Source organism: Aliiroseovarius sp. PTFE2010, from assembly GCF_049943335.1.
Lineage (GTDB): Bacteria > Pseudomonadota > Alphaproteobacteria > Rhodobacterales > Rhodobacteraceae > JBNFVY01.
Genome location: NZ_JBNFVY010000003.1, coordinates 257,954 through 283,294, shown reverse-complemented (window position 1 = coordinate 283,294; position 25,341 = coordinate 257,954). Strand labels below are relative to the sequence as shown.

Sequence of the window (25,341 nt, the reverse complement as noted above, 5' to 3'; positions counted from 1 at the left end):
ATGAGAATTGCAATTTTCGCGGGCGCGTTTGCGGTCTTGAGCGCGCCGGTTTCTGCCGACATCCAACCCAACGACGGCACTTGGTCGGGCACGTGGATCTATGTCGGATCGTCCGGGTGCCCGAAAGATGTCATCGATCAGATGATTTCCGCGCCTGCAGCCGATCGTTCGTACACGCACGCTCTGACATTTCCTGATCCCTTTGATCCGGCCGCCCTGTCCGCCGCTGGCGTGGGGGATTTCACCTGGACGCGGCTGGACGAGGATCTCTGGCACGCCAGTCACATCGACGCACAAGCGACACCCATGGGGCCGATCAGCACCGAAATGGAAATCGTGCTGCGCGTGACCAGCGCAGATACGATGGCGCAGGACGTCGATGCCAAGGTGGTTTTGCCACCTGCGATCGCATCGATGATGGGGATGGGCGGGGCCTGCAATTGGCAGGCGCGCGTCGATCACAAACGCGGTGCCCCTTAGGCGCAGCAAACCCATTGCGCGTGCCCGCCGCTTGTCCTAATAGAGGCGCACGCACCCGTAGCTCAGCTGGATAGAGCGCTGCCCTCCGAAGGCAGAGGTCATAGGTTCGAATCCTATCGGGTGCGCCATTTCCAAATTTCCACTGCAAATATCCCCTAACGCCTTGAACGGTAAGGATATTTCTGGTGTTCGAAAACCGGATTCCCGGCAGTACGCTAACTGGTCCGCAAATGCGAGTTTCAGCACCGTTTGACGGTGCTCGATGCTGCCATTTTCCCAAAGTTTCCAAGGGTTTGCGAGAAACGTCATCGAGTGTTCGAACGTATCCTCGTAGGTGGCCAAGGGTGTACCGCATTTTTCGATCCGCTCACGGATGACCATGCGATCCGTTTCGAGGTCGCCAATGCGCTTCTCGTAAGCGCGAACGACGGATTCGCTGTCCGTTTCGACGAGACGATCCATAAGCTGCGCAATCTTGCGTTCGATCTGTGAAAGCTCAGCCTTCATCGACTTGCCGTGATCTTTCATGGCGTTCGCGCGTTGCTCCCATAGGTCTTTGAACAGTGAAGAGGCAAACTCGAAGAGTTCTTCGGTCGGACGCAATGCTTTCAAGAGCGCTTCGAACTCTTGCTCTACCAGCTCTCGGCGGATAGACTTGCCTTTTGCTTCACAGTCCTTCTGACGGCACAGATAGTAGGGATAATGTGCGGCCTTACCTTTTGACCAGTTCGCGGTAAGCGGATTGCCGCAACAATCGCACAGGACGAATCCCCGCAACGGGAAATCCTCGCTGATGTCTTTGCGTGCAGGAACCCGCGCGATGCCGTTCAAACGGTTTTGGATCGTCCGATAAGTTTCGAGACTGATCAGCCCTTCATGCTTCGCAGGGCGGAAGGAGACATCCCATTTCGGCAATTCGAGGTAACCCGCGTAAAGAGGCTGCGTCAGAAAATCGTTCACGCGCTGGTTCGTAACTTCACCGCGCGGTGTCTTCGGGAAAACTGGCTGCGTTTCGAGAAAGCGCTTCACTTCAGCCTGTGTCGAAAAACGCTCGCAGGCATAGCCTTCCAGCGCTTCTTTCAAGATTGATGCAAGCGGCTCGTGAGGATGCAGAACCTTGCCTTGGCCGCTAATTCGCTCATAGCGATAGCCAACCGGCGCTTGGAAGACCCAGTAACCATTCAGCGCCCGAGAGCGCATACGGTTGAGCGTTTGCTCACCGTTTTTCTGCCGCTGGTGCTGCGAGACACTGGCCAGAAGGTTTTCGATAAGCAGACTGTCGCTATCCTCGCCAAATTCAAGAGAGGGTGATTCCAGAATTCCGCCAGCCTTACTAAGAGCTGCGCGTAACTCAAGGTGCGCCTGCACGCCGCGCGCAAGGCGGCTGATATCGTCAATGATTACTACATGAGGCTTTTTGCGGTGTTTCCGCAAAAAGCTGAGCATGCTCTGCATGCCAGGCCGGTTGATCAGCCCGCCAGAAGCGTCGTCGGTAAAAACCTGCACGACTTCATATCCACGAAAAGAAGCAAACTCCCGGCAACGGGTTTCCTGAGATTGCAAGCCAGTGCCGCGCGTCGTCTGTTTAGTGTCGGAGACACGGCAGTAGATAACGGCTTTGCTGTTTCCTTTCGTTGGCTTCATCGAATCCATCATTCCTCCGCAGGCGAGGCCGCAGGGCCTTTCGTATCAATATGTTTTGGTTTCGTTCTGATTCTAGCACATTGGCTTGGCTCAGAAAGGCTTTTCTTGTCGCGCTCATGCATGCTCAACTGCGCAGGATGGACTCCCCACGCGGCATCGATGAATGCTGACATGATGGCCGATAGTCTGTGGATAAGATCGTCGGCTTGATCTTCGGTGTAACCTAGCGCCTTTACGGATGCGCGGTGCTTTTTTAGTATCTCTTTCATGAGGGCAAACTCCTCCCTCTTCAGCAATGCCGAGCATGCTGATCATGTTGATGTCATGTTTGGATAATAAAGCACTGCGTCACCCAAGCCGGGTGATTAAGGCGATAATTCGCTACAGCAATGCTGCATATCTATATACTTAAATTATACCTTAGAAAAACTCTGAAACGCAAACTCACAGCGGCTTTCCGAGCTATTTGTATGGTCGGTTATTGACCCTGCCAGTGATTTATTCAGCGTTCTTTTGAAAACCGCGCCACAGCAAAACCATTCAATCGCGCAAAGCTATGCTGCACCTCAACGGCGTCATGCGCAGAGCTGAGCGAGGTCCGCAACAGAGCGATGCGGCGGTCTATTTCCTCGTCTGAATTTTTCCGAACCGATTGCACGTTGATGCCGCTCGGCGATAGATGCGCCTGAGCTGAAGGCTTGGTCCGCTCACGGAGCCTTTGCAACAATTCCGCTTTAGTGGCGATTGCGGGATTAACGTTATCTTCCCGATTGGCATTGCTCACCGATCTCGCTCGTCTCTTTCGCGCCTGCGCGGCTTCTCGCTCTTGGCATCGTCCAAACGTTCCTTCGGCGTCCGCAAGACGATACGGCCATCGACCGGCACAGCGTCCAATTCAATTGTGTGGCCTTCACCGTCCTTATGCGGAAAAGCTGCGCCGACGCGGTTGAAGTAGGATTTATCATCCGCTCCGTCCTTCACATGGAAGGCGGTATAGCTGGGACGGTTTTTCTCATTACGGTCAGTCATGGATTTCTTCTCCGATTAGGTCGGGCGATAGCCCTCGACATAGGACCAAGTGCCGGTGGCGTATTGGGGGTAATGCGCAAACTGCGACGGCACTTTTTCCGTGATGATCCTCGCATGGCGCTGCCCCCATCTTGAGGGGATAGAGACGGAATCGTGCGGCGGGTGGAATGGATTGGCTAAGAACCGACCCGCAAAATCACTGTGCGTGTAGTAGGGATGCTTTTCAGCATAGATGGGCTTGAGGTCTTTGCCCGATACGAACAGGATTTGCCGATCCTCAGGCATCGCCAGCACTTCTTCAGGCATCATCAGTGCACGGGCTTGCTTGGTCCGGTGATCCTCAGCGAAGGCGTGGTACTTCATATCGGCATAGGCAGAAAATGGATCGCCGCCGTTCATGATGCTCATTGCCGCTTGGCGTTTCTGACGACGCGCATCTGCTTGCCGCAGACCGTCATCGTATTCGAGGGTTTCAGTGCCAAGCATCGAGGATACCATTTGCGCGGTTTGGTAATCGCGCACGCCAAAGAACTGACGTAATGCTGCGGAACCCATAAAGCCTTGCAGGGCCGGTGCGCCGAAGTTGCGCACAATCTGGCCAACGTCCTGAAACAGCGCCCAGGTGCGCACGCCCGCCCCGCGACCAAACGTAAATGCGCGCAGCAAAGCTTCGAAGTTCCCGAGCTGTCCGGCTTCATCGACGATCATGTTGATCGGCGGCGCGGAAGGCGCGCGAGATTTATAAAGCATCTGAACCGTGAACATGGTCCGCAGAATCGGCGACCAGAGTTGCACATACTCAATCGGTACATTGATCATCCAGCTTGAGGCTTGGTGCGGATTGCACGTATCGGCAAGGCTGGCATCCGCCCGCTCAAGGGAGGATTGCAGCATCGGATCGTCGAGGAAGTTCAGATACGCATAAAGCTCGCCGATGATGCTGCCGAACTCCTTCTCGCTCTCTTGCTGCTTGGTCAGCATTTCACTTGCGGTGCGGCGGACACTGTCCATTGACGAGCGCAGCATAAATTCAAGACAGTCCGCCCATCGAGACGAATCTGATTCAATCCAGTTGATCACGCGGTACAAGGCAGGAAACGTGACGCCGCCGTCGCGCTCGACCAGCATCTTGAGAAGATTCTCGACCCACTCGCGGGCACGAAGCTCGAAGTAGCGACCGCTTGATGAGCCGGAGGCCGGGATCAGGCTCTCGGCAATAAATTTACAGTCCGCATGAAAATGGGGATCGTCGAGCTTGAGGATATCGAGCGGGTTTATCCGGTGCTGCGGTAGGCCGCGCATACCGGTCGGATTCCAGCAGTACAGAAAGCTCCGCGCCATGACGAAATTGACCATCGTTACCGAGGCAATTTCACCGCGCGGATCGAGGATGAAGTTGCGATTGCCCGCGTTGCGGGCGATTGCCAATGCGAGAAGATCGCGCATCTTGCCCGAACCCGCGCCAGCAATCGTGATGATCGGCGCATCGGTCTCAAGGCAGATTGGCTTATTGCCGGAGTAGCCGACCTGAAGGCCGTTCTCGCTAAGCAATCCGGCGCGAGCCAGGTTTCGTTGATCGGACCAGGCTGCTGAGCCGTAGCGGTTCTCTTCATTGCTGAACATCAGCGGGCTCCTTTGAAGATACGATCATGCTGCGCCATGATCGCGGTTTTCTCAGGCACGGTGAGAACGTGCTCATGTCCATCGGGGTGAAAACTCTTGATGAAATGCGCCCGTATCTGGCGTGGCTTAACGGTCGGATGAAAGGCGTTGATCATCCATATCCAGACACACACCTTCACGTCCGATGCGATGTCGGATTTGGGCGATCCAGGCGCAAAGTGCTGTTTGAACCGCTCAAAGATCGGCTGCATTTCTGGCTCGACGAAATCTATTTGAAGTGACTGCACTGGCCGCTCCTATGAACCGAATAGCCACATGGCGACCCAGATGAATGGCACAGCCATTATGATCCCCCCGATGACTTCCAGAAGGGGATGAAGCCGCCTTTCAGCTTCACTGCGTAGCTCCTCGAATTCATCTTTCAGAACTAGATATCCGCGATAAAGCACACCTAGAAATTCATCCATTCTACTGCTCCTATTGGTTGCTGGTTTATCCGAAATATACCTGCGCCAATCCGACGAAAATCTTTCCCCAGATCATCGCCCCAAGGCTGCAAATGAGGACGATCTTGAGGTTCTCGAATGTGAGGCGACCTTTGGGGCGTTCGTTTTTTTGATCCATGATCGGGTGTCCTTTTGTTGTTCAGAGAAAGCGGGTCGCAACGGCAAGGCCGCCCATGACCAGCGCGGTTGAGATTGAAGCGCGTGAAATGAAGAAGACCAGAGCGGCGCAGACGAGGCCCCAGACAATGGCCGTAGCGTCTTCGACACCGTAGCCGTAATGGCTGACGGCGAAGGCCTGAATCCAGCCAACCGATTTGCTGTAAAGCGGCGGTGCGCCGAAAAAGGTGACGACAATCGCCAGCGTGTTCGCGAGGCCTCGTATGGACGACATGAAAATCGACCGGCCCGCATCTTGGTGTTTTCTGATGAGTGACATGCGTAGACCTTTGGTATTGCCGTCGAGCTTGAATGCCGACGACTGAACCATGCCAAACTCACGATCCCGAGCTGGGGGGATTACGCCCAGAATCTTTTGAACAGCAGAGTTGCAACTATCGCCGTCAGGCTTGCCAACCGGCGGTGAGAACGGCGATCATGACCACCGGAGGCACGGCATGGATGTGAATTTTTTAGAAAGCGAAGACGAGCGGAGCCCGCTCGATTTCGAAAGCATCAGCAAGGCTGAGATCGAAGTTTTAGGACTGATCCCCGAGCTGTGTCCGAGGCTCAATAGTGCCTACTGCCGTTACATGCGCATGGTTGGCTACATTTCTTGCAGCGATGAAGCCGAAGAACGACAGAAGGCGGCGGACAAGGAAAAGTTCTCGCCAACGCTAAAGGACTGGCCTGACGCCGACCCGGCTCATAATGCAAATTTGTGCGCTCTATTCATGCACAACTTTTGTGACCTCCCCTTCGATCAAGCTTATGCATGGCATCGCCGCGTGGAAGCACAGGAATGGCGACAGGGCTTAAAGCGCGTTAACGGCGTGACGGTATCTGAGCAATACGCGGCGCGAATGGAGGCTGAAACCAATAAGCTGACGACAGCGGCGCTGGTTAAAGAGGATGGGACAACCACTAGGATCGATGCCGTTGATGTTCCGTTTTAGCGTCATTTTCGGATGACGGGTGGACGGTTGTCGTTTGCGGCACGGATACCCCACATGCTGGCTTCGAACGGAAAGCGTGTGGACAGTATGGTCGCCAGAACGCGGATGCGCTCGCGTGACTCTTCGCGCAGGCGCGGACGAACCCCGGTAGGAACAGGCGAACAAACATAGTCGCGCATCCATTCACGAATGCTGTCCAAGTCAAACGCTTCGGTGTCGAGGTACACCTCATGCCCTTTTTCTGTGATCCGGCCCCGATAGTCGCGGTAGAGATCGATCAAGTAGTCGAGCCAGTGATCGGGGCTGATATTCAGGCTTGCCGTGAAGGCTCGCAGATCGACCAGAAAATCCGGATTCTCCATCCTCTTATCAGAAATGAGGGTGGTTACTTCCTTACGGCAGAATCCAAGCACGAAGCAGTTCGCACAGAGATGCATGTTGACCTCCATAACTTAGCGGTTGCCCTTGGCGCTTGTGCACCTTGGCGATGTCCGCGAAGCTAGGAGACGAGGCCGGAAGCGGAGTTCCGGAAAGTTACGGAATCTGAGTGATGAGCTTTGGGCAAATTTTCGGGAATCTGGTCAAAACCAGACGAGGCATTGAAGGTCTGACACAGCAAGCACTCGCTGTAATGGCCTTCGGCGAAGAGAGCTATAAGACCCGGATATCAGAGCTTGAGAATGGCCGTATCGCTAAGCCTCACCCCAAGACAGTAGACGCGCTCGCAGTCGCATTGAATATCACTGACGAAACGATCAGCGGGCTGTTGAACCAGCAGCCGCATCCGTTGATCTACGACAATATGTGCGACTTCTTTGGGCTCGACGGGAATCGCAGCATGGAGTTTGAACTTGCGTTCGCTGAAGGACATGACAAGGCGGTGCTATTTCATGATCGACGGCTTCGGGTCGATATCAAGCGATCAGAGTATTTCGTGGAGGAACAAGCATTGGTGTTTCTCGCATCAGACGGTCGGAGACGTCCGGTAGGTATGGAAATCGATCCCAAAATGGCGTCGTTGGCATCGCAGTGCCGAAGGGTTGTTTTGATCCATCTATCCGAAGGCAAGCACGAAAAACTGAGCGAAGTTGAATACCCATTAAAAATCGTTCGCTAGCAATACTTTAAGCTGATACCGCCATAAGTCCGACCCGCAAGATGTGCGGTGTACTACACCGCAATCTTGGCAAGGGAGCCCGCTGCGCGCTCCCGTTGCATCCCTCCGGCCTTGGCTCTTCCAGGGCATTGAACCCATCCAGAGCCATCAGAACGTTTCGCCGTTCCATCACTCGCGGGAGACTTCGCTCTCCCTGCACCCATCGATCAAAGGGGCTATCGCGCCTCCTTTGAAATCCACTCGTCAGGGTAATGGCCCCCGACACCTGCCAATCAGGGGAGCGTTCCTGCTCCCACCGATACCCCCATGACCATTTCATGGAGACCAACCCTGCGCGGTTTGGATGCCGATCAGGTCTGTCGCGACCCGATACCTACGACCAAGAGCCTACCCGTGCTCTTTGGATACATGGGCCAGCCTTGCGCAGGTTGGATATGCGCCAGCATTTCGCCGCTGGACTACGACCAAGGAGACGCCCTTGGATGCGGGTGTGGTCTGTGGAGGAATCCTCGAAATACCGTTGGCACATTGTGTATCCAACGGCTACACTCATCACATGAAAGACTCAGGACTGCGCATCAGGGTCGAGCGTCAGCTCCGCGAGAAGTTCCTCGAACTTTGCCGCGAGCAGGACAGGCCCGCATCCCAAGTGATCCGAGAGTTCATGCGTGAGTATATCGAGCGCAACGAGCAGACCATAGCCAACGATAAAAACAAAGGACGAAACCTTGAACGCCGTTGAGATCGAAGAGGCCATATCCAAGCTTGCCGAGCAGCCGTTCGACGCCGAGGAGTTCCCCTTCGCGTTCTTGGAGGCGTTCGGCAACAAGGCTACGACGATCAAACGCCTACGTTCCGGCACGTCCAACAAGTCGGATGTTGGCGGCGTTCTTCAGACCAACAACATCCACCTCAAGGTCGCTGAAGATGGCACGGTTGCAGATGCCCTTGCGGCCCTGAAGAGTAGCCCCGCCACGACGAAGGCCCGCGCAAAATTCATCCTCGCCACCGATGGGAAGAACTTTCAAGCGGAAGACCTGAACAGCGGCGAGGTCATCGTCTGCGATTACCCAGACTTTCCCGACCATTTCGGATTTTTCCTTCCGCTCGCGGGCATCAGCACCGTCAAGCAAATCCGCGAGAGCGCCTTCGACATCAAGGCGACGGGCCGTCTCAACCGTCTCTATGTCGAGCTTCTGAAGGACAACCCTGACTGGGGCACAGCGGATCGCCGACACGACATGAACCACTTCATGGCGCGGCTGATCTTCTGCTTCTTCGCGGAGGACACAGACATCTTCACGGAGGCTGATCAGTTCACGGCCACCATCGAACGGATGAGCGAGAAAGACAGCTCGAACACGCATGAGATTATCAGCGAGCTGTTCCGATCCATGAACACAAAATTTGCAGACCGCGAGAAGGAAGGTATCGCCCGCTGGGCCAACAGCTTCCCCTACGTGAACGGCGGGCTTTTCTCCGAAAGCGTTGACGTACCTCGCTTCAGCAAGATCGCACGGTCTTACCTTCTGCATATCGGCAATCTCGACTGGAAAAAGATCAATCCTGACATCTTCGGATCAATGATCCAGGCCGTCGCCGATGATGAGGAACGCGGGGCGCTTGGTATGCACTACACCAGCGTTCCGAACATCCTAAAGGTACTCAACCCACTCTTTCTCGATGACCTTCGTGAGAAGCTTGAAGAGGCGGGTGACAATGCCCGCAAGCTTCTCAATCTTCGCAACCGCATGGCCAAGATCAGGGTCTTCGATCCCGCTTGCGGATCAGGCAACTTTCTCGTCATTGCGTACAAGGAGATGCGCGCCATAGAGGCCGAGATCAACGAACGACGCAATGAGTTGGATCAACGTTCCGAAATCCCGCTGACAAATTTCCGAGGGATTGAGCTACGCGATTTCCCTGCCGAAATCGCGCGGCTGGCACTCATCATTGCTGAGTATCAGTGCGATGTTCTCTATCGAGGCCAGCGCGAAGCACTTCGTGACTTCCTCCCGCTCGACGCCATGAACTGGATTACGTGTGGGAACGCCCTGCGGATCGACTGGCTGAGCATCTGCCCGCCTACCGGAACGGGGGTGAAGATGCAGGGGGATGACTTGTTCAGTACGCCGCTTGATCAAGCTGAAATCGACTTCGAGAATGAAGGTGGAGAAACCTATCTCTGCGGCAATCCACCTTACGCAGGAAGCTCGAAGCAAACGGCTGAGCAAAAAAGTGACGTCAGTCATGTGTTCGAATCCAGTACTCGCACTTGGCGATCTCTTGATGTTGTTGCTTGTTGGTTCAAATTGGCGACGGACTTTCTGCGACACACTCCTGGTTCATTTGCCTTTGTGAGCACGAACTCCATCTGCCAAGGCGAGCAAGTTCCGATTCTTTGGCCAATGATATACCAATCTGGCATGGACATAGACTTTGCCCACACTTCATTCAAATGGGCTAATCTAGCGAGCCATAATGCAGGTGTAACTGTCATCATTGTGGGGGTTGCACAAAAGAATACCTCCCAGAAGAAACTATTCTACGAGAGCAATACTGGTCAAACTGAGGTGCGCATTGTTGATAATATAAACGCCTATTTGATTGCAGGAAAAAGAGTTATTGTTTCTGCAGTCTCAAAGGCTGCCGACGAGCGAGGCTTCATGATCCGTGGAAATATGCCAACTGACGGCGGCAATCTTTTGTTGAGCGAAACTGAAAAAGAGTCTCTCGAAGAAAATCATCCCGATGCATCATGTTTTATCAAGAAGTTCATCGGTGCCCAGGAACTCATAAGTGGGCTATCACGGTATTGCATCTGGATAGAGGATCAGGAAGTGGAGTTTGCTAACTCCATTCCTGCGATCGCAAGCAGAATCGATAAAGTTCGGGAGATGCGGCTGAAGAGCTCGGCATCTACCACACGTGATTATGCAATCTACCCCCACAAATTCCGGCAGATACAAGGCATTTGCGAACAAGACTCAATAGTTGTTCCGCGAGTCACGTCTGAAAGCAGAGAGTACCTTACTGCAGGATACTTTGATTCTAACACTATTGTTGGCGATAGAAACTTTACAATTTGTGACTCGCCTCTTTGGAACTTTTCTCTTATTTCATCGAGATTACATTGGGTTTGGATGGGCGCAATATCGGCCCGTTTGGAGATGCGCCTCTCGTATGCAAACACCTTAGGTTGGAACACTTTTCCTGTCCCGACACTGACTTTGAAGAACAAAGAAGACCTGACCCGCAGCGCGGAGGACATTCTATTAGCCCGTGAAGCGCACTTCCCTGCGACAATCGCCGACCTCTACGATCCTGAAAAGATGCCATCTGATCTTCGCGCGGCGCACGAACGCAATGACGAAGTGCTTGAGCGAATCTATATCGGTCGCCGCTTCAAGAACGACACGGAGCGATTGGAGAAGCTGTTCGAACTCTACACCAAGATGACGGCTGCGAATGATTTGAAGAAAACGAATACACGAATGAAAGCATAACCGATGAGCAGCAAGGAAACCGCCCCCTCCGTATCCGTTACCTACGCCCAGAATGGCAATTCGACCAAATCGAACGAGCTGGGTATGCGACCGATGCAGGAGCGCGCCTACGAGAAGCGCGGCGAGCAGTATCTGCTGATCAAGTCACCGCCTGCATCAGGCAAGAGTCGTGCGCTGATGTTCGTGGCGCTGGACAAGTTGCATAATCAAGGACTGCGCAAGGCCATCATCACCGTTCCCGAGAAATCCATCGGGTCGAGCTTTGCCGACGAGCCGCTATCCAAGTTTGGTTTTTGGGCCGACTGGCATGTCGAGCCGAAATGGAACCTTTGCAACGCGCCAGGATCAGACGGCAGCAAGGCTGACTCGGTTGGTTCATTCCTCAAGGGCGAGGATCAAGTGCTCGTCTGTCCCCATGCGACGTTCCGAAACGCCGTCGAAAAGTTCGGCATCGAGGCGTTCGACGATTGCCTCGTCGCCGTGGACGAGTTCCACCACGTTTCCGCCAACCCCGAAAACAAGCTTGGCGCACAGCTCGGGGAGTTGATCGGGAGGGACAAAGTTCACATCGTAGCCATGACGGGATCATACTTTCGAGGCGATGCGGAACCCGTCCTTATGCCGGACGACGAAGCAAAATTCAGGGAAGGCACAGTCACATACACTTACTATGAGCAGCTCAACGGCTACAAATATCTGAAGCAGCTCGACATCGGCTATTTCTTCTATTCGGGCGCGTATGCGGATGACATTGTCAAGGTTCTCGACCCGCACGAGAAGACCATCATCCACATCCCGAGTGTCAATTCGCGCGAAAGCACGAAGGACAAACACAGGGAAGTCGAGCACATCATCGATGAGTTAGGCGACTGGCAAGGCACGGACCCCGCGACGGGCTTCCAGTTGGTCAAGACATCGGACGGGCGCATCCTGCGCATTGCCGATCTGGTCGATGACGAAGCCGCCAAGAGGGACAAGGTTTCGGCGGCGCTTAAAGACCCCGCCCAGAAGAACAACCGCGACCACGTTGATATCATCATCGCCCTTGGCATGGCCAAAGAGGGCTTTGATTGGGTCTGGTGCGAACACGCGCTGACGGTCGGGTATCGCGCCAGCCTAACCGAGATCGTTCAGATCATCGGACGCGCAACACGCGACGCGCCAGGAAAGAGCCGCGCCCGCTTCACAAACCTGATTGCCGAACCCGACGCATCGGAAGATGCCGTTACCGAAGCTGTAAACGATACGCTCAAGGCCATCGCGGCAAGCCTGCTAATGGAGCAGGTTCTCGCGCCTCGCTTCAACTTCACCCCGAAGCGCCCTGACAGCGGTCCTGTCGAGGGCTTCGACTATGGCGAAGGTGGCTACAAGGAAGGCGAATGCAATGTCGGCTTCAACGAAGAGAGCGGCCAGTTCCAGATCGAGATCAAAGGTCTGACTGAGCCGAAGAGCGAAGAGGCCGAGCGCATCTGTCAGGAGGACCTGAATGAAGTGATTGCCGCCTTCGTGCAGGACAAGCCGACTGTGGAGCGCGGTATGTTCGACGAAGAGCTTGTGCCCGAAGAGCTGACGCAAGTCCGAATGGGCAAGATCATCAAGGACAAATACCCCGAGCTGGATGACGAAGATCAGGAAGCCGTCCGCCAGCACGCCATCGCCGCTCTCAACTTGACCCAGAAGGCCAAAGAGGCGGCGCTCAAGGATGACGACGGCGAGGATAAAGCCAACACGGCTCTGATCGACGGTGTGCGGAAGTTCGCGATGGATGTTCGTGAACTCGACATCGACCTGATCGACCGCATCAATCCGTTCAGTGAAGCCTACGCGATCCTGGCCAAGACGATGAGCGAGGAAAGCCTCAAACAGGTCGCGGCCATCATCTCCGCGAAGAAGGTCCAACTTACGCCTGAAGAGGCGCGTGATCTGGCCAAGCGAGCGCTAAAATTCAAACAGGAGCGCGGCAGGCTGCCGTCAATCACCTCGCCAGATGCGTGGGAGAAGCGCATGGCCGAAGGTGTAGCCTATTTGGCTCGCATGAAATCCGAGGCTGCTGATGGCTAAGCAGTTCACTGAAGAAGACGATGCGCTGCTTGCCGAACTCGGGGTCGAGGTCGAGGCCAAGAAGGTTACTGCGAGAACGCCGCAGGAAGAACGTGTCATCGCGGGGTTTGAAGAAATCCAACGCTTCGTCGAAGAGCACGGTCATCCACCGCAGCACGGTGAAGACAAGGACATCTTCGAACGGCTTTGCGCGGTTCGTCTTGATCGGTTGAAAGAGCTTGGCGAGTTCAGGCAGCTTCTCGAACCGATTGACGCACACGGATTGCTGGACGCTAGCGGTCCAGTCGTCGCTTCTATCGACGACGATATAGATGACGAAGCGCTTCTGGCCGAACTCGGCGTCGAGGCTGAAACTTCGGACATCACCGAACTGCGTCATGTGAGGTCCAGCGCCGAAAAGAAGGCGGCGGAAGAGATTGCCAATCGCCAGAAGTGTGAAGACTTCGAGAGGTTCAAACCGTTGTTCGAGCAGGTTCAGAACGAACTTGATACAGGCATGCGAACAACACGGCCCTTTGAGCGCAAGGCCGAGATCGCGCCAGGACGTTTCTTCATTGTAGGAGGACAAAAGGCCTATGTTGCCGAAATGGACGAAGCGTTCCTGACGGCGCAAGGCATGACGGATGCGCGTTTGCGCGTGATCTTCGACAACGGAACCGAGAGCAATATGCTGATGCGCTCGCTACAGAGGGCGCTTCACAAAGATGATGCAGGCCGTCGGATTACAGACTCATCCGCAGGACCGCTCTTCGCCGACCATACGGCTGATGGGGATGAGGCTAGCGGCACGATCTATGTACTCCGCAGCAAGTCTGATCTTCCGATAGTGAAGGAGCATCGCAACGTGCTTCACAAGATCGGCGTAACAAGTGGAAAGGTCGAGCGGCGCATCGCCAATGCAAAGATTGACGCCACGTTCTTGCTCGCTGATGTCGAGGTCGTTGCGACCTATGAACTCTACAATATCAACCGAACGAAGCTCGAAAACCTGATTCACCGCATCTTCGATCCGGCCCGTCTCGACATCGAGATCAAGGATCGCTTTGGCAATCCTGTTGTCCCTCGCGAGTGGTTTCTTGTCCCATTGGCAGCCATCGACGAAGCCGTCGAAAAGATCAAGGACGGGTCCATTACCACCTTCAAATACGATCCCAACTCCGCAACCCTAGTAAAGAGAGCGGGGTGAAAGATGAAGTTTCGCAAGGGAAGCCGCAATGAATTCGAAAAACTCAAGGACGAGAGTTCTTGGGAAGACAAAGCTGAAATCATCCAGCGGCAAATGGCGGAAGTCTTCGGTTCCAAGAATCTCTCCTTCCTGATGGGGTCAGGTTGTTCGTCTTTGCGACATGAGGACGACGATCTGGGGATTCCTACGATGAAATTCCTGGCAGAAGAATTTCAAGCGCTACTCGCCGCTGACGATGAAGCAGGGCAGGCTTTCGTCAACGCGGCGCAAAAGGCAGAACTCTACGAAAAGCTCGGAATCGACCTTTCCTCTGACGACGTGAAGGGCAATTTGGAGCAAATGATGGCTGTCTTGATGAATGCCCATCAGTTCTGCCAGACAAGTGATAAGGATGAGCTGAATACCGTCGCTGCTCTAGTGGAAAGTATCATTGTCGGCATCAAGAAGTTCGTTCTTCACAAATGCACTACAGGGCCTTTCTCCAACGGTAACGATAGCGTCGTCGCGCTCTATCGTAGGTTCTACCAGTCTTTGACGACTCGCGCGCGGGGCCTCGCGCCTCCTTGGGTCTTCACTACCAACTACGATCTATTCAATGAACGTGCGATGGACCGTTCAGGCATCCCTTACTCGAACGGATTTTCGGGAACGGTCGAACGTCGTTTCAACCCTGCCACCTACCGGCTGGCGCTAGCGGAACAGTTGGACATCACCTCCCGCCGCTGGGCTGCCGTTGATGGTTTCGTGCACTTCTGCAAGCTGCATGGCTCCGTCAACTGGACTGAAGAGGATACTGGGCTCTTTCCCATCCGCGAGTCGCATGCGCCACTCGATCCTTCCAAGGATCGAGTCATGATCTATCCCACGCCATCGAAACAAACGGCAAGCTTCGGCTCACCGTACGCGGATATGTTTCGCGAATTCCAACGACAGGTCGTGCAAGACCAGAGCGTCTTGATGATCTTGGGCTACAGCTTTGGAGATGAGCACGTTAACAACATCATCTTCCAAGGCCTTACCTTACCTGGTTTCAGAGTCATCGCCCTTATGGACCCCGAGACGAATGACATCACACGTGAACTTGCAGCGCTCGGCGACCCGCGCATCTGGTTCATTTGGGGCGACGGAAAAGAAGCAGGAACAAAGGCGCATTACTTCGATGGCGTTGTTAATCATCTCATGCCCACCAGCGCCGATCAGAAGATCGACCAGACGATAGAGAAGGCGTTGCAAACGCTTCTTGCCAAGCCGCAGGATACTGAAGATGGCCAGGGATGATGCAAGTCGCGCCATCGGGAAGATCGTCAGCGTCTCTGCTGACCGTTTGGTTGTCGAGCTGCACGGCGGTAGTGACAACTTCACTATCGTAGGCTTTGACGATATCCACTACGTGGCAACCCTCGGCTCATATCTCACGGTTCCGATGCAAGCTGAATATGTGGTTTTGGAGGTCGTCGGCCTTCGCGAAAAGGATAGTGCACAGCCCCACGCATCTCAGACTGAATTGGACAAGGCTTCTTCCGCCAAATTCCTTGACGTGATTCCGATAGGCTCGATGCCGATACAGGGAGGGAGTTTTCGCTTCGGCGTTTCCACATTTCCTCCGCTTTATGCGGATGCCCTTTACGCGCGGGACGAAGACCTCGACCGTATATTCAACGTCGAACTCCCATCTGAAACCGAGACGAAAACGGACGCAGCGGGCGTCGAGCAACAAGGCAATGTTCCGCATAATATTGAAATTGGCACGTCGGCTGTCTTCAAGGGCTATCCTGTCAAATCACGCCTTGATGAGCTGTTCGGCGGTCATGTAGCGGTGCTTGGCAACACGGGAAGCGGAAAGTCCTGTACCGTTGCGTCTATCTTTCAGTCTGTTTTCATGAAGCCCGAAGCGTTTGCACCGCTGGGCGCGGCGTTCGTGATTTTTGACGTGAATGGGGAATATCGTCGAGCGCTTGATAACGTCCCTGCCTGGATCAAGTCATGTTATCTCAAGGCGACTGAGCCGGACATGCCGATCCTTGACCCTTCTGAGAAGAGGCAGGAGGCGGAGATCAAAGACAGATTCAAGTTGCCGCACTGGTTCATGAGCGTCGATGAATGGGCTTTGCTTTTGCGCGCGAGTGAAAAGTCGCAACTGCCCGCTTTGCGGACAGCACTCGGTTTGACGACCCTTTTTCAGGAGACGCCTGAACAGGAAGTGGTTGATGGTGCGGGAGCCGGGAATGATCTCAATGCAATTCGGAATCACGTCTTAGCAAAGATCATTCTGTCTATCTTGCACAGCGACTCCAGCTCTCCGAGTAAAGCAGACCGCATCCAAGCGCTGCTGAATACGTTCTCGACAGATGAGATTTCGAAAGAAACAGTCTCGTTAGGTCTGACTGTCTACTACGGGCAATTTCGCGATGGGCAGCATCAGGAAACGACAGCCAACTATGATGCGCTCCTAGAACTTCTCAAAGGGCATGAACAAGATGAACCCGTGCTTCCAGGTTACGGGAATACGCCGTTTTCCTTCGAGCGGCTTCAAGCCGCGCTCGACCTTGCGCTGTTCTATGAGGAAGCGAATGGAAACAAGCAAATTCGCGAATATTGCTCGCAGTTGGTTACACGGCTGAAATCTGTGATCGATAACCCCGACTATGAGTTTCTACGAGCTGACGTGGGCGCGTTGCAAGATCATGACCGTGAGCCCACCCACTATGTGAATCGTCTGCTAGGGATCGAAGTCGATGATGGGCGCTATAAGAAGGAACGTCAGATTTGCATCATCGATCTCAACGACGCATCGGACGAAATTGTCGAGCTTGCCTCAGCCGTTGTTGCCCGTCTGATTTTTGATCGTATGCGCCGTGCTGATCCCCGTAACGCCATGCCTGTTCATCTGATATTGGAAGAAGCGCACCGATATATTTCGGAGAAACCAAGTCGCTTCGCTATTGATGCGGGCATTACGTTCCAAAGGATTGCCAAAGAGGGCAGAAAATACGGTGCTTTCTTGATCGTGGCCTCTCAGAGACCAAGCGAGCTTTCGAAAACGGTTCTCTCCCAGTGCAACAATTTTATTATCCACCGCATTCAGAACCCTGACGATCTCTCCCAGATCAGGCAAATGACCCCTTTCATTTCGGAGACAGTACTGAGGCGACTACCTTCCTTACCAAAGCAGCATGCACTCATTTTTGGCAACTCAGTCAATATTCCTACTACGTTCCGTGTGCGCGATGCAGATCCGACACCTTACAGCAACGACACGCAGGTCAGGGACATCTGGTATGTGCCGACCGATCCAGAAGTCAGTTGGACGGCGTAGGTCTTTCAAAGCCGTTGGGATACAGGTCGCTCAATTTTTTCCAATACGCATCCTAACGGATCGGGCTCTCGTGAACCGAGCCAGCCGACTGTCTCGGCCATTCGGCTTCGATCCCTTGCGCAACATCTGACAGCCCTCGCGGGCTGACCTCTTCCTTTTGGTTTCGAGGGCCTGCGGCCCCGTCCTCCGTCAAGACCAAGCCCTTCGCTATGGCTTCGGGCGAAAGCCATGGCCCGTGGCTCGGCTGCGCCTGCGCCCGCACCTCTTCCATGGCTTTCGGTCTGGACGGCCGTCCCCCCGCTCATTGGCGCGGGCCTAGTCCGGTTGCATGCGCAACCGACTACCCAAGAAAGGGGACAAAGATGAAAACCGACATTTATGAAAGGGTTACCAACAAGATCATTGCCGACCTTGAGCAAGGCGAGCTGACATGGCTGAAGCCATGGAGCGCGGGCAACATGGAAGGCAAGATCACCAAGCCGCTACGCCATAACGGCGTGCCCTATAGCGGCATCAACATACTGATGCTTTGGGGAGCCAGCATCGAGGCGGGCTATTTCTCACCGTACTGGATGACCTTCAAACAGGCGAAAGAGCTTGGCGCTCACGTAAAGAAAGGCGAGCGGGGCAATCTCGTTGTCTATGCGAACACGATCACCAAAACCGAAGAGCAGGACGACGGCAGCGAGGAGGAGCGTAAAACCCCCTTCATGAAGGGATACAACGTCTTCAATGTCGACCAGATCGAAGGCTTGCCCGAGCACTACTACACCAAGCCGAAAGTGATCATCGATCCCGCGCGGCGTATCCAGCATGCGGAGGAATTCTTTACAAGCACGGGCGCGGACATTCGCCACGGTGGCAACTCGGCCCACTACAGCGGCGGCAGTGACCATGTGCAAATGCCGTACTTCGAGACCTTCAGAAGCCCGCAAAGCTACTATGCGACCTTGGCGCACGAGCTGACCCACTGGACCAAGCACCCCAAGCGCCTTGACCGTGAATTCGGGCGCAAGCGTTGGGGCGATGAAAGCTATGCGCGCGAAGAGCTTGTTGCCGAGCTTGGTGCAGCATTTCTATGCGCTGACCTTGAACTCGCGCCCGAACCGCGCGCCGATCATGCGGCCTACATACAGAGCTGGCTCAAGGTTTTGCAAAACGACAAGCGCGCGATCTTCAGCGCCGCCGCCCATGCGCAGCGTGCCGCCGATTTCCTGCACGGGCTTCAGCCTGTCATCGAACAAGTGAGCAACGTCGCGTGACCATCGGGAAAAATTCGCGGCTGGCCTTCGGGCCAGCCGCGTTGATGGCCTTAAAGACCTGGCGGGCGGACCGCCAGTTCGGCCTCAATATTGTGCAGCGATGCCAGCGCATTGCTGCGTTCAATCGATCCGCGAGGAGCGGAAGCAAAGGCGTTGAAAGCCTCGCGTAAAAGAGCATGCAGCTCGGCTGTGCTGCGCGATGCTGCATCGAAGCGTGTGATGAGTCTCATCGTCACCTCCTGCTGATTGTCAGGAGGCCCCGAACCGTTCAGGGCCTTTCGGCCCTCGCACCCATCATCCTCGGCCAAGAGAAGGCGCTGATGGATCGGGGTAACGCACTAGAAATCAATCGGAAGGTGGCGCTGAAAAACGCGTGAACAGGCATTCGGTATCGGCAGTCAGCGCAGCATGAACGGACCTTTGCCCGCGCATGGCTTGCAGCAATTCGCCTTTCCCCTGACCGAATGCGGATCGCGCATCAATATCCTGCCCGCACCAGCTCGGCGGTGGCCTCACCCGTGTTGGACATGACGCGGCGATCCTTTGCCTTCGGTCTTATCGGGGGGCGTTAGCAAGCCAACCCGAACAAAGGAGATCAATCATGGCACGCAACAACACCCAAACCGCGCAGGAGCGCACACGCGAGTTCCGTGTACCGGAGTTTCTGGCGTGGCACGTTACCCAGAAAGGCGACAAATCCTTCTGGAATAAAGTCGGCGCAGCCTGGATGCACAAGGACGCTAAAGGCTACACACTTCAGCTCGAATCCCTGCCTGTCGGCGGTCGCATCGTCTTGCGCGAGCCGCTGGAAGACAAGGCTTCACCTGCAAACGACGAGGGGCGCTCATGAGCGCCCCAGTCACCAGTCAGATCGACTGGCGCGGTGTCGTGATAAGCATCAGCTATCATCGGCATCAGTGGTCGACGTTCGACCACATCGAAGTCAACGTCATCGGCGATGGGATAATCCCCATCACCGAGACAGGCTATCGCTCTCACTATCTGCATAGCGATGTCACAGACGAGTATGGCGGTGCCGTTGCCTACGTGCTCGCGTGGCTTGAGCACGAAGCGCAGACCCCGCAATGGAAGAAGCGCGAAGAAGCCGCGCGTCAGCTTTCATTGTTCTAGCGATGGTTATCGGTCGAGATCAGGACCGTCATAGGACGGTCCTTCTCTTTTTTGCTCGCGCAGTTTGCGCAAGCGGTCCTGAGCCGACGTTGTGGAACGCGTCTGACACTCGGACTTGCGCTCTTTGAGCTTGTCGAAGCGTGGACGCTCGGGCTGCTTTTTCGGTTCGGCCCGCAGCGTGTCCAAGCGCTCGAAGACGGTCTTTGCCTTGGGCTCTTCACCACGACGCATCAGGCGATAGTTGGAAGCATCGTGATGCAGGGCGCGCAGGGCTTGGGCATGTTTGGTGCGCGCAGCATTTACTTCCTTTTGCAGATCACCGCGCTCGTGCAGTTGCGCATTGATCGTCATTTGCCGCTGATCCTGATCGCGGCGCAGCGCCCACATCACTTCAAGCTGGTTCTGCTTTTCTAGCTGAGCCCGCTTGCCTGTCAGACGATCCCACAGGCCCATCATGCCTTTGCGGAAGCGATCCGCTCTTGTGCGGGCTTCAGCTTCAAACCGCGCCTTCTGGCGTGCGTCCAGCTTGGCGCGTTCATTAGCGTGCGCCTTCGCCATCTCCACTCGGCGCGCATTCAGTTGATCGATTTCGGCACGGGCGGACGCGCGCGCTTCATCAACATGCGATTTGATGCGCGGAAGAATATCTTCGGCAATGCGCTTGCGGGTCTCCTCAACGCTGTTCAATGCGTCGGGCTTTCCAAGACGGGCGTGCAACTCTTTCGCTTTCTTGCCCGTCGCCCGTGAGATCGAAATGACTTCACCTTCGAAGGTGACAGCCACATGGCCGCGCCGATCCCCGCGCGCCAAATAGAAGCCGCGCTCTTCGAGAGCGTGCGCGAAGGTACGAGCTGAATCCGAAGTCGCCCAGGCTTCCTGTATCAGTTCTTTCAGTTCGCCCGCATGGCGTCCGATCCGCTTGGCCTGCTGCCATTCATCAAGCGAGAAGTTGCGTGGGTCGCGGTCCTTCGGATCGATCAGGCCGCGCGGCATTTGCCAGCCGTTCTCAAGATAGAGCTGGCGCGAGACTTCCCGAAGCTTGTTCTTGTAGAACGACATCGGCTTGGCGGTCATCTTCTCGGGGTCGATCCGGCTCCATACCGCATGACAGTGCCGCCGTCCTTCCTTCTCGTGAAAGACGACGACGCGCGGCTGGCCCGTCAGGCCGTTTTTCTCTTCGATGGCTTCCAGTGCTTTTTCGAAGGTGCGAACGTGGACACGCTCGTTCTCGGGCGGATTCAGAGACACCGAAAACATGAACTGTCGGCACTTTGTGCCCTTTGCGATGGCTTCGGCCTCGCGGAGCGCGCCAACGACATCATCGGACATGAAGCCGCGAATATCGTGCAGCTCGACATGCTCGTTTTCTTCGGTCTTGAGGAGATGCAGGCCGAGCTGCTTTGCGCCGCTTCGTTGTGATCCTTTCAGGATCATGACGGCTCCACATCGGTACGATGGCCGAGCGCGCGAAGAAGCTCCCGCCGCATCAGCGCCACGTCGGCGCATGCGCGCCGAATGTCGCGTTCCGTATCGGGGAGAACGGGAAGCGTACCGAGATTTGCCATCTTGGCGAGCTGGTTCAGATTATTGGCGATCCTCGATTGGCCAAGCATGGCCAGTACCTGCGCCAGCTTCTGCTCATCCTTGATCGGGCGGCGAGACCGAGCCCGTGCACGTTTCTTCTTGAGCCCCTGACCGTCGAAGACCTTGCGGCGGATATACGCCCCAAACGGCATGTCGCCAGCCAGCTCTTCAAGCCTAGCGCGTTCTTCAAAAGTCAGTCTGAGGGAAAAGGGAGGTGTCTTTGTCGTCATCGCGCCACCCTGCAAATGTCCCGTTCGGGGGCATTTGCAGGGATTTGGATTGCGCTAAGCACCTGATTCCATTGAGCGAGAATATCGAACAAGGTGTTCGAACTTTCTCCTCCTAGGTGCGCCATTCCCTCTCGTATGGCAAACTTCGACAGCGTTCAGGCTTTTGCAACGCCGGGCCGCGGGGCCGGTGGTGTCGATTTCCGCTTGCTGGATGTTATGTGATAAAATAACATTATAGGGCGTGACTGATCCGGGGCCGCAAACCGGCCGATGGCGCTTGAGCATCATTTCGATCACCAACATCGATGCTTCGGATCGCATGAATCGAACCTGAAAATTTTTAAAAGCCGAGATGAGAATGAAACACACGATTTTTCTGGTCGCCGCCCTGAGCGCCACGCCGCTCGTCGCCCAAGAGACCCGCGAAATGGCAGCCCATGAGCACGGGGTGAGCAAGTTGCAGGTCGCAATTGATCACCAAACAGTCGAAATGACTTTCCTTGCCCCCGGGGCGGATATCGTCGGCTTTGAATATGAGGCCAGCACTGACGCTGACAAGGACTCCATCGATGCGGCCATTCGTGTGCTGGCGGCCCCGGAAAACCTGGTGACTCTGCCCGGATCAGCGGCTTGCCGCCTGTCCGAAGTGGTGGCGCAATTGCTAACCGGAGACGCGCATCACGATGACGACGACGAAGATGACCACGCTCACCATGACGATCATGCGCATGACGAAGATGATCACGCCGACCATGACGATCATGCCCATGACGAAGATGATCACGCCGATCATGACGATCATGCACATGATGAAGAGGATGGCCATTCGCATGATGAAGAAGATGACCACGCGGACTCCGGGCACGACACTGGGCACGACACTGGGCACAGCGAATTCCGCGCTCGGTATGTTTTTAATTGCGAACACCCAGACGAACTTTCGAGCATCGACTTGCCGTTTTTCACAAAGTTTGAAAATGCGCGGGAAATCGAAGCAGAATATGTTACGCAGGCCGGCGCAGGCAGGGCTGAGATTGACCGGTCCAAGCCGACCCTTGAATTCAAGTGAGGCCTTCTGAGGTTTGAAATCGTCCGATCAGATCCTGACACTCGATAAGGTCCGGTTCCGATGGCCGGGGCGGGCCACGTTTTCTCTGTCGATTCCGGATTTTTCCCTGGGGCGCGGCGAAAAGGTCTTGCTCTTGGGGCAAAGCGGAGCGGGCAAGACGACGCTATTGTCATTGATATGCGGGATTGTGGTGCCGGACATGGGACGGATTGTGCTGGACGGGGTCGATTTGGCGGGCCTGTCCGGCGCGAAAAGGGACCGTCTGCGCGCCGAGCAGATCGGCGTCATATTCCAGCAATTCAACCTGCTGCCCTTCGGCACAGTCGCGGACAATATCCTATTGCCCTTGCGATTTGCGCCGCAGCGCAAGAAACGGGCCGGCGACGGGCGCGCGACGGCTGAGGGGCTGTGCCGCGCGCTTGGTTTGCCAGATGATGTCATGGGGCAGCGCGCCGCGTCGCTCAGTGTTGGCCAACAGCAGAGGGTCGCAGTGGCCCGGGCGTTGATCGGTCACCCCCCGCTTGTGGTGGCCGATGAACCCACATCATCACTGGACGCTGATAGCCAACAGGCGTTTCTGGACCTCATGTTCGGCCAGATGGCGGGCACGGGGGCGTCCTTGTTGATGGTCAGTCACGATCCGCAGTTGGCGAGCCGGTTCGACCGTGTCGTCAATCTGACCGACATCGCCACTGCCCAGCGAGAGCCGGCATGATCGTGCGCTTGGCATTGGCATCGCTCTGGGCGCGTGCGCTGACGGTTGGAATGACCGTTTTGGCCATTGCGCTGTCCGTGGCCCTGTTTGTAGGCGTGGAAAAAGTGCGGACCGGGGCCAAGGCCAGTTTCGCCGATACCATTTCCGGGACCGATCTGATCGTCGGGGCGCGATCGGGATCGGTTCAGTTGCTGCTGTATTCGGTGTTTCGGATCGGCAATGCGACGAACAACGTGACCTGGCAAAGTTACCGCGATATCGCAACCCGGCCCGAGGTGGATTGGATCGTCCCGATTTCACTTGGGGATAGTCACCGGCAATTCCGGGTGATGGGAACGACGACCGCGTTCTTTGATCACTACAAATACCGAAACAAAAGGTCGCTGGCCTTGGCAGACGGCGCTGTCATGGCGGACCTTTTCGACGCGGTGATCGGGGCGGATGTGGCCAGCACACTGGGCTATTCGGTCGGTGATCCGATCGTCGTCGCACATGGCATCGCGTCATTCTCGACGCATGACGACCAGCCGTTTCGCGTGTCCGGGGTGCTGGAAAAGACCGGTACGCCGGTTGACCGGACCGTGATTGTCAGCTTGGAGGCCATCGAGGCAATTCACGTTGATTGGCAAGGCGGGGCCAAACGGCCTGGCGCCGCAACCCCCGTCGAGCAGATAAGGCAGATGGACCTGACCCCAAAGGCCATCACCGCAGCTCTGGTCGGGGTCAAAAGCCCGCTTCAGACCTTTGGCTTGCAGCGGGCGATCAATAACTACGACGAAGAGCCGCTCCTGGCGATCTTGCCCGGGGTCGCCCTGCAAGAGCTTTGGGGTATTGTCGGTCTTGCTGAAACGGCCCTGTTGGCCGTGTCGGCGATGGTGGTTGTCACGGCGTTGATCGGGATGATGGCCACAGTCTTTTCCAGCCTGAATGAACGGCGCCGCGAGATGGCGATTTTTCGGGCCATGGGGGCCAGCCCGGTGACCGTGTTCGCATTGCTGATCCTTGAGGCGGTTTTCATGGCCGCGTTCGGTGCGCTCTTTGGGCTCGGTTTGCTTTACGTGGGGTTGGTGATCGCTCAGCCAGTGCTGGACAGCGCGCTCGGGCTGTGGTTGCCGATTGAGCCGCCATCATGGCGCGAAGCATGGATCCTTTTGGGGGTGGTCGTTGCTGGCGCCATTGTGAGCCTTGTTCCCGCCTTTCGTGCCTATCGGATGTCACTGAGCGACGGTATGATGGTGCGGACATGACACCGATGAAACTGACACGACCCACACTGACACGGCGCAAATTGATCGCAGCGGCATGCCTTTGGCCCGTGGCGCAACCCCTGCGCGCCGCCGAGGCCCGCCAGATCATGTGGGAGGATCTGATCCCCCCAGGCGTGCCCTATTCCGAAATCATCGGCGAAGGCGACATGGACGTCGTCAACGACACCTGGAATCCGATTTACGATGACAATGGGGTGAAGCTGAATGACGCCTTGCACGGCGTCTATATCAAGATGCCGGGGTTCATCGTCCCGTTTGAACTGGATGCCAGGGGTGTGACAGATTTCGTGCTGGTGCCTTATCAGGGGGCCTGTATCCACACCCCGCCGCCGCCTGCAAACCAGTTGGTGCTGGTGAAATCCGACCAGCCGTGGCCCGTAGACAACCTTTGGGACGCGGTTTGGGTGACCGGGCGGCTCAGCACCCAGTTGCAATCAACGTCATTGGGGCAGACGGGCTACGCCATGCGCGCCGACAAGATCGAGATCTACGAATGGTAGGG

29 protein-coding genes, 1 tRNA gene and 1 pseudogene are annotated in these 25,341 nt (G+C 55.7%); 18 read left to right on the top strand and 13 right to left on the bottom strand.

The window, feature by feature from the left end; genetic code table 11:
- The 3 genes from ACP2AV_RS07420 (at position 1) to ACP2AV_RS07410 (ending at position 972) form a co-directional block, all read left to right on the top strand.
- On the top strand, positions 1-480 hold the full coding sequence (locus ACP2AV_RS07420) for a hypothetical protein (RefSeq protein ID WP_426372060.1): 480 nt from the start codon (positions 1-3) through the stop codon (positions 478-480).
- Positions 481-531: 51 nt separating this feature from the next.
- Positions 532-608: transfer RNA gene (locus ACP2AV_RS07415), tRNA-Arg, on the top strand.
- A 184-nt stretch (positions 609-792) separates the two neighbouring features.
- Entirely contained in the window at positions 793-972 is a 180-nt protein-coding gene (locus tag ACP2AV_RS07410; RefSeq protein ID WP_426372059.1) for a hypothetical protein, read from the top strand.
- Positions 973-1,101: 129 nt separating this feature from the next.
- On the opposite strand, the pseudogene ACP2AV_RS07405 reads toward ACP2AV_RS07410, so the two are convergent.
- The 9 genes and pseudogenes from ACP2AV_RS07405 to ACP2AV_RS07365 all read right to left on the bottom strand — a co-directional run.
- Positions 1,102-2,124 (bottom strand): annotated as a pseudogene (locus tag ACP2AV_RS07405) (recombinase family protein); the annotation flags it as partial.
- Between the two features lie 8 nt (positions 2,125-2,132).
- Positions 2,133-2,393, bottom strand: a complete 261-nt coding sequence (locus tag ACP2AV_RS07400) for a hypothetical protein (RefSeq protein WP_426372058.1) — start codon at positions 2,391-2,393, stop codon at positions 2,133-2,135.
- A gap of 233 nt (positions 2,394-2,626) precedes the next feature.
- Entirely contained in the window at positions 2,627-2,908 is a 282-nt protein-coding gene (locus ACP2AV_RS07395) for a hypothetical protein (protein ID WP_426372057.1), read from the bottom strand.
- Entirely contained in the window at positions 2,905-3,153 is a 249-nt protein-coding gene (locus tag ACP2AV_RS07390) for a hypothetical protein (protein WP_426372056.1), read from the bottom strand. Before ACP2AV_RS07390 ends, ACP2AV_RS07395 begins: the two co-directional genes overlap by 4 nt.
- 15 nt (positions 3,154-3,168) lie before the next feature.
- Positions 3,169-4,776: a type IV secretory system conjugative DNA transfer family protein gene (locus ACP2AV_RS07385; protein WP_426372055.1), complete on the bottom strand. Its 1,608-nt coding sequence runs from the start codon at positions 4,774-4,776 to the stop codon at positions 3,169-3,171.
- Complete coding sequence (locus ACP2AV_RS07380; RefSeq protein ID WP_426372054.1) at positions 4,776-5,063, bottom strand: hypothetical protein; 288 nt, start codon at positions 5,061-5,063, stop codon at positions 4,776-4,778. Before ACP2AV_RS07380 ends, ACP2AV_RS07385 begins: the two co-directional genes overlap by 1 nt.
- Positions 5,064-5,072: 9 nt before the next feature.
- Entirely contained in the window at positions 5,073-5,243 is a 171-nt protein-coding gene (locus ACP2AV_RS07375) for a hypothetical protein (protein WP_426372053.1), read from the bottom strand.
- Between the two features lie 25 nt (positions 5,244-5,268).
- Positions 5,269-5,400, bottom strand: coding sequence for a hypothetical protein (locus ACP2AV_RS07370; protein WP_426372052.1), 132 nt, complete (start codon positions 5,398-5,400; stop codon positions 5,269-5,271).
- Positions 5,401-5,421: 21 nt separating this feature from the next.
- Complete coding sequence (locus tag ACP2AV_RS07365; protein ID WP_426372051.1) at positions 5,422-5,769, bottom strand: hypothetical protein; 348 nt, start codon at positions 5,767-5,769, stop codon at positions 5,422-5,424.
- 127 nt (positions 5,770-5,896) lie between these two features.
- Here ACP2AV_RS07365 and ACP2AV_RS07360 point away from each other — a divergent pair, with 127 nt between their 5' ends.
- Positions 5,897-6,394, top strand: coding sequence for a hypothetical protein (locus ACP2AV_RS07360; RefSeq protein WP_426372050.1), 498 nt, complete (start codon positions 5,897-5,899; stop codon positions 6,392-6,394).
- A gap of 2 nt (positions 6,395-6,396) precedes the next feature.
- Here ACP2AV_RS07360 and ACP2AV_RS07355 read toward each other — a convergent pair whose 3' ends face one another.
- Positions 6,397-6,843, bottom strand: a complete 447-nt coding sequence (locus tag ACP2AV_RS07355) for a hypothetical protein (RefSeq protein WP_426372049.1) — start codon at positions 6,841-6,843, stop codon at positions 6,397-6,399.
- 101 nt (positions 6,844-6,944) lie between these two features.
- Here ACP2AV_RS07355 and ACP2AV_RS07350 point away from each other — a divergent pair, with 101 nt between their 5' ends.
- The 8 genes from ACP2AV_RS07350 (at position 6,945) to ACP2AV_RS07315 (ending at position 18,842) form a co-directional block, all read left to right on the top strand.
- Complete coding sequence (locus ACP2AV_RS07350) at positions 6,945-7,511, top strand: helix-turn-helix domain-containing protein (RefSeq protein ID WP_426372048.1); 567 nt, start codon at positions 6,945-6,947, stop codon at positions 7,509-7,511.
- Positions 7,512-8,067: 556 nt separating this feature from the next.
- Positions 8,068-8,253 (top strand): plasmid-related protein, encoded by a 186-nt coding sequence (locus ACP2AV_RS07345; protein WP_300424421.1) that lies wholly within the window; start codon positions 8,068-8,070, stop codon positions 8,251-8,253.
- The gene (locus ACP2AV_RS07340) at positions 8,240-11,017 is read left to right on the top strand and encodes a class I SAM-dependent DNA methyltransferase (RefSeq protein ID WP_426372047.1); all 2,778 of its coding nucleotides are present in this window, start codon (positions 8,240-8,242) and stop codon (positions 11,015-11,017) included. Before ACP2AV_RS07345 ends, ACP2AV_RS07340 begins: the two co-directional genes overlap by 14 nt.
- Positions 11,018-11,020: 3 nt before the next feature.
- Positions 11,021-13,078, top strand: a complete 2,058-nt coding sequence (locus tag ACP2AV_RS07335; RefSeq protein ID WP_426372046.1) for a pseudomurein-binding repeat-containing protein — start codon at positions 11,021-11,023, stop codon at positions 13,076-13,078.
- On the top strand, positions 13,071-14,264 hold the full coding sequence (locus ACP2AV_RS07330) for a GIY-YIG nuclease family protein (RefSeq protein ID WP_426372045.1): 1,194 nt from the start codon (positions 13,071-13,073) through the stop codon (positions 14,262-14,264). Before ACP2AV_RS07335 ends, ACP2AV_RS07330 begins: the two co-directional genes overlap by 8 nt.
- Before the next feature lie 3 nt (positions 14,265-14,267).
- A complete protein-coding gene (locus ACP2AV_RS07325; RefSeq protein WP_426372044.1) occupies positions 14,268-15,542 on the top strand; it encodes an SIR2 family protein in 1,275 nt (424 codons plus the stop codon).
- Positions 15,529-17,580: an ATP-binding protein gene (locus ACP2AV_RS07320; protein WP_426372043.1), complete on the top strand. Its 2,052-nt coding sequence runs from the start codon at positions 15,529-15,531 to the stop codon at positions 17,578-17,580. The genes ACP2AV_RS07325 and ACP2AV_RS07320 overlap by 14 nt, the downstream gene beginning before the upstream one ends.
- A gap of 362 nt (positions 17,581-17,942) precedes the next feature.
- Positions 17,943-18,842 (top strand): ArdC family protein, encoded by a 900-nt coding sequence (locus tag ACP2AV_RS07315; RefSeq protein WP_426372042.1) that lies wholly within the window; start codon positions 17,943-17,945, stop codon positions 18,840-18,842.
- Between the two features lie 50 nt (positions 18,843-18,892).
- On the opposite strand, the gene ACP2AV_RS07310 is transcribed toward ACP2AV_RS07315, so the two are convergent.
- Complete coding sequence (locus tag ACP2AV_RS07310) at positions 18,893-19,072, bottom strand: hypothetical protein (protein ID WP_008891788.1); 180 nt, start codon at positions 19,070-19,072, stop codon at positions 18,893-18,895.
- A 371-nt stretch (positions 19,073-19,443) separates the two neighbouring features.
- On the opposite strand from ACP2AV_RS07310, the gene ACP2AV_RS07305 reads away from it, so the two are divergent.
- Both ACP2AV_RS07305 and ACP2AV_RS07300 read left to right on the top strand, forming a co-directional pair.
- Complete coding sequence (locus ACP2AV_RS07305) at positions 19,444-19,692, top strand: hypothetical protein (RefSeq protein WP_426372041.1); 249 nt, start codon at positions 19,444-19,446, stop codon at positions 19,690-19,692.
- Positions 19,689-19,973 carry a hypothetical protein gene (locus ACP2AV_RS07300; protein ID WP_293958875.1) on the top strand — a complete coding sequence of 95 codons (285 nt, stop codon included), beginning with the start codon at positions 19,689-19,691 and terminating at the stop codon, positions 19,971-19,973. The genes ACP2AV_RS07305 and ACP2AV_RS07300 overlap by 4 nt, the downstream gene beginning before the upstream one ends.
- A gap of 6 nt (positions 19,974-19,979) precedes the next feature.
- On the opposite strand, the gene ACP2AV_RS07295 is transcribed toward ACP2AV_RS07300, so the two are convergent.
- The gene (locus ACP2AV_RS07295; RefSeq protein WP_426372040.1) at positions 19,980-21,407 is read right to left on the bottom strand and encodes a relaxase/mobilization nuclease domain-containing protein; all 1,428 of its coding nucleotides are present in this window, start codon (positions 21,405-21,407) and stop codon (positions 19,980-19,982) included.
- Complete coding sequence (mobC, locus tag ACP2AV_RS07290) at positions 21,404-21,787, bottom strand: plasmid mobilization relaxosome protein MobC (protein ID WP_426372039.1); 384 nt, start codon at positions 21,785-21,787, stop codon at positions 21,404-21,406. The genes ACP2AV_RS07295 and mobC overlap by 4 nt, the downstream gene beginning before the upstream one ends.
- A gap of 358 nt (positions 21,788-22,145) precedes the next feature.
- Between mobC and zrgA the strand changes: the two genes are divergently transcribed.
- From zrgA to ACP2AV_RS07270, 4 genes are read left to right on the top strand one after another with little or no spacing between them, the layout of a single operon-like run.
- Positions 22,146-22,856, top strand: a complete 711-nt coding sequence (gene zrgA, locus ACP2AV_RS07285; RefSeq protein ID WP_426372038.1) for a zinc uptake protein ZrgA — start codon at positions 22,146-22,148, stop codon at positions 22,854-22,856.
- A 13-nt stretch (positions 22,857-22,869) separates the two neighbouring features.
- On the top strand, positions 22,870-23,571 hold the full coding sequence (locus tag ACP2AV_RS07280; RefSeq protein WP_426372037.1) for an ABC transporter ATP-binding protein: 702 nt from the start codon (positions 22,870-22,872) through the stop codon (positions 23,569-23,571).
- Entirely contained in the window at positions 23,568-24,818 is a 1,251-nt protein-coding gene (locus ACP2AV_RS07275; protein ID WP_426372036.1) for an ABC transporter permease, read from the top strand. The genes ACP2AV_RS07280 and ACP2AV_RS07275 overlap by 4 nt, the downstream gene beginning before the upstream one ends.
- 5 nt (positions 24,819-24,823) lie before the next feature.
- Positions 24,824-25,339 (top strand): DUF3299 domain-containing protein, encoded by a 516-nt coding sequence (locus tag ACP2AV_RS07270; protein ID WP_426372035.1) that lies wholly within the window; start codon positions 24,824-24,826, stop codon positions 25,337-25,339.
- Positions 25,340-25,341 lie beyond the last annotated feature (2 nt).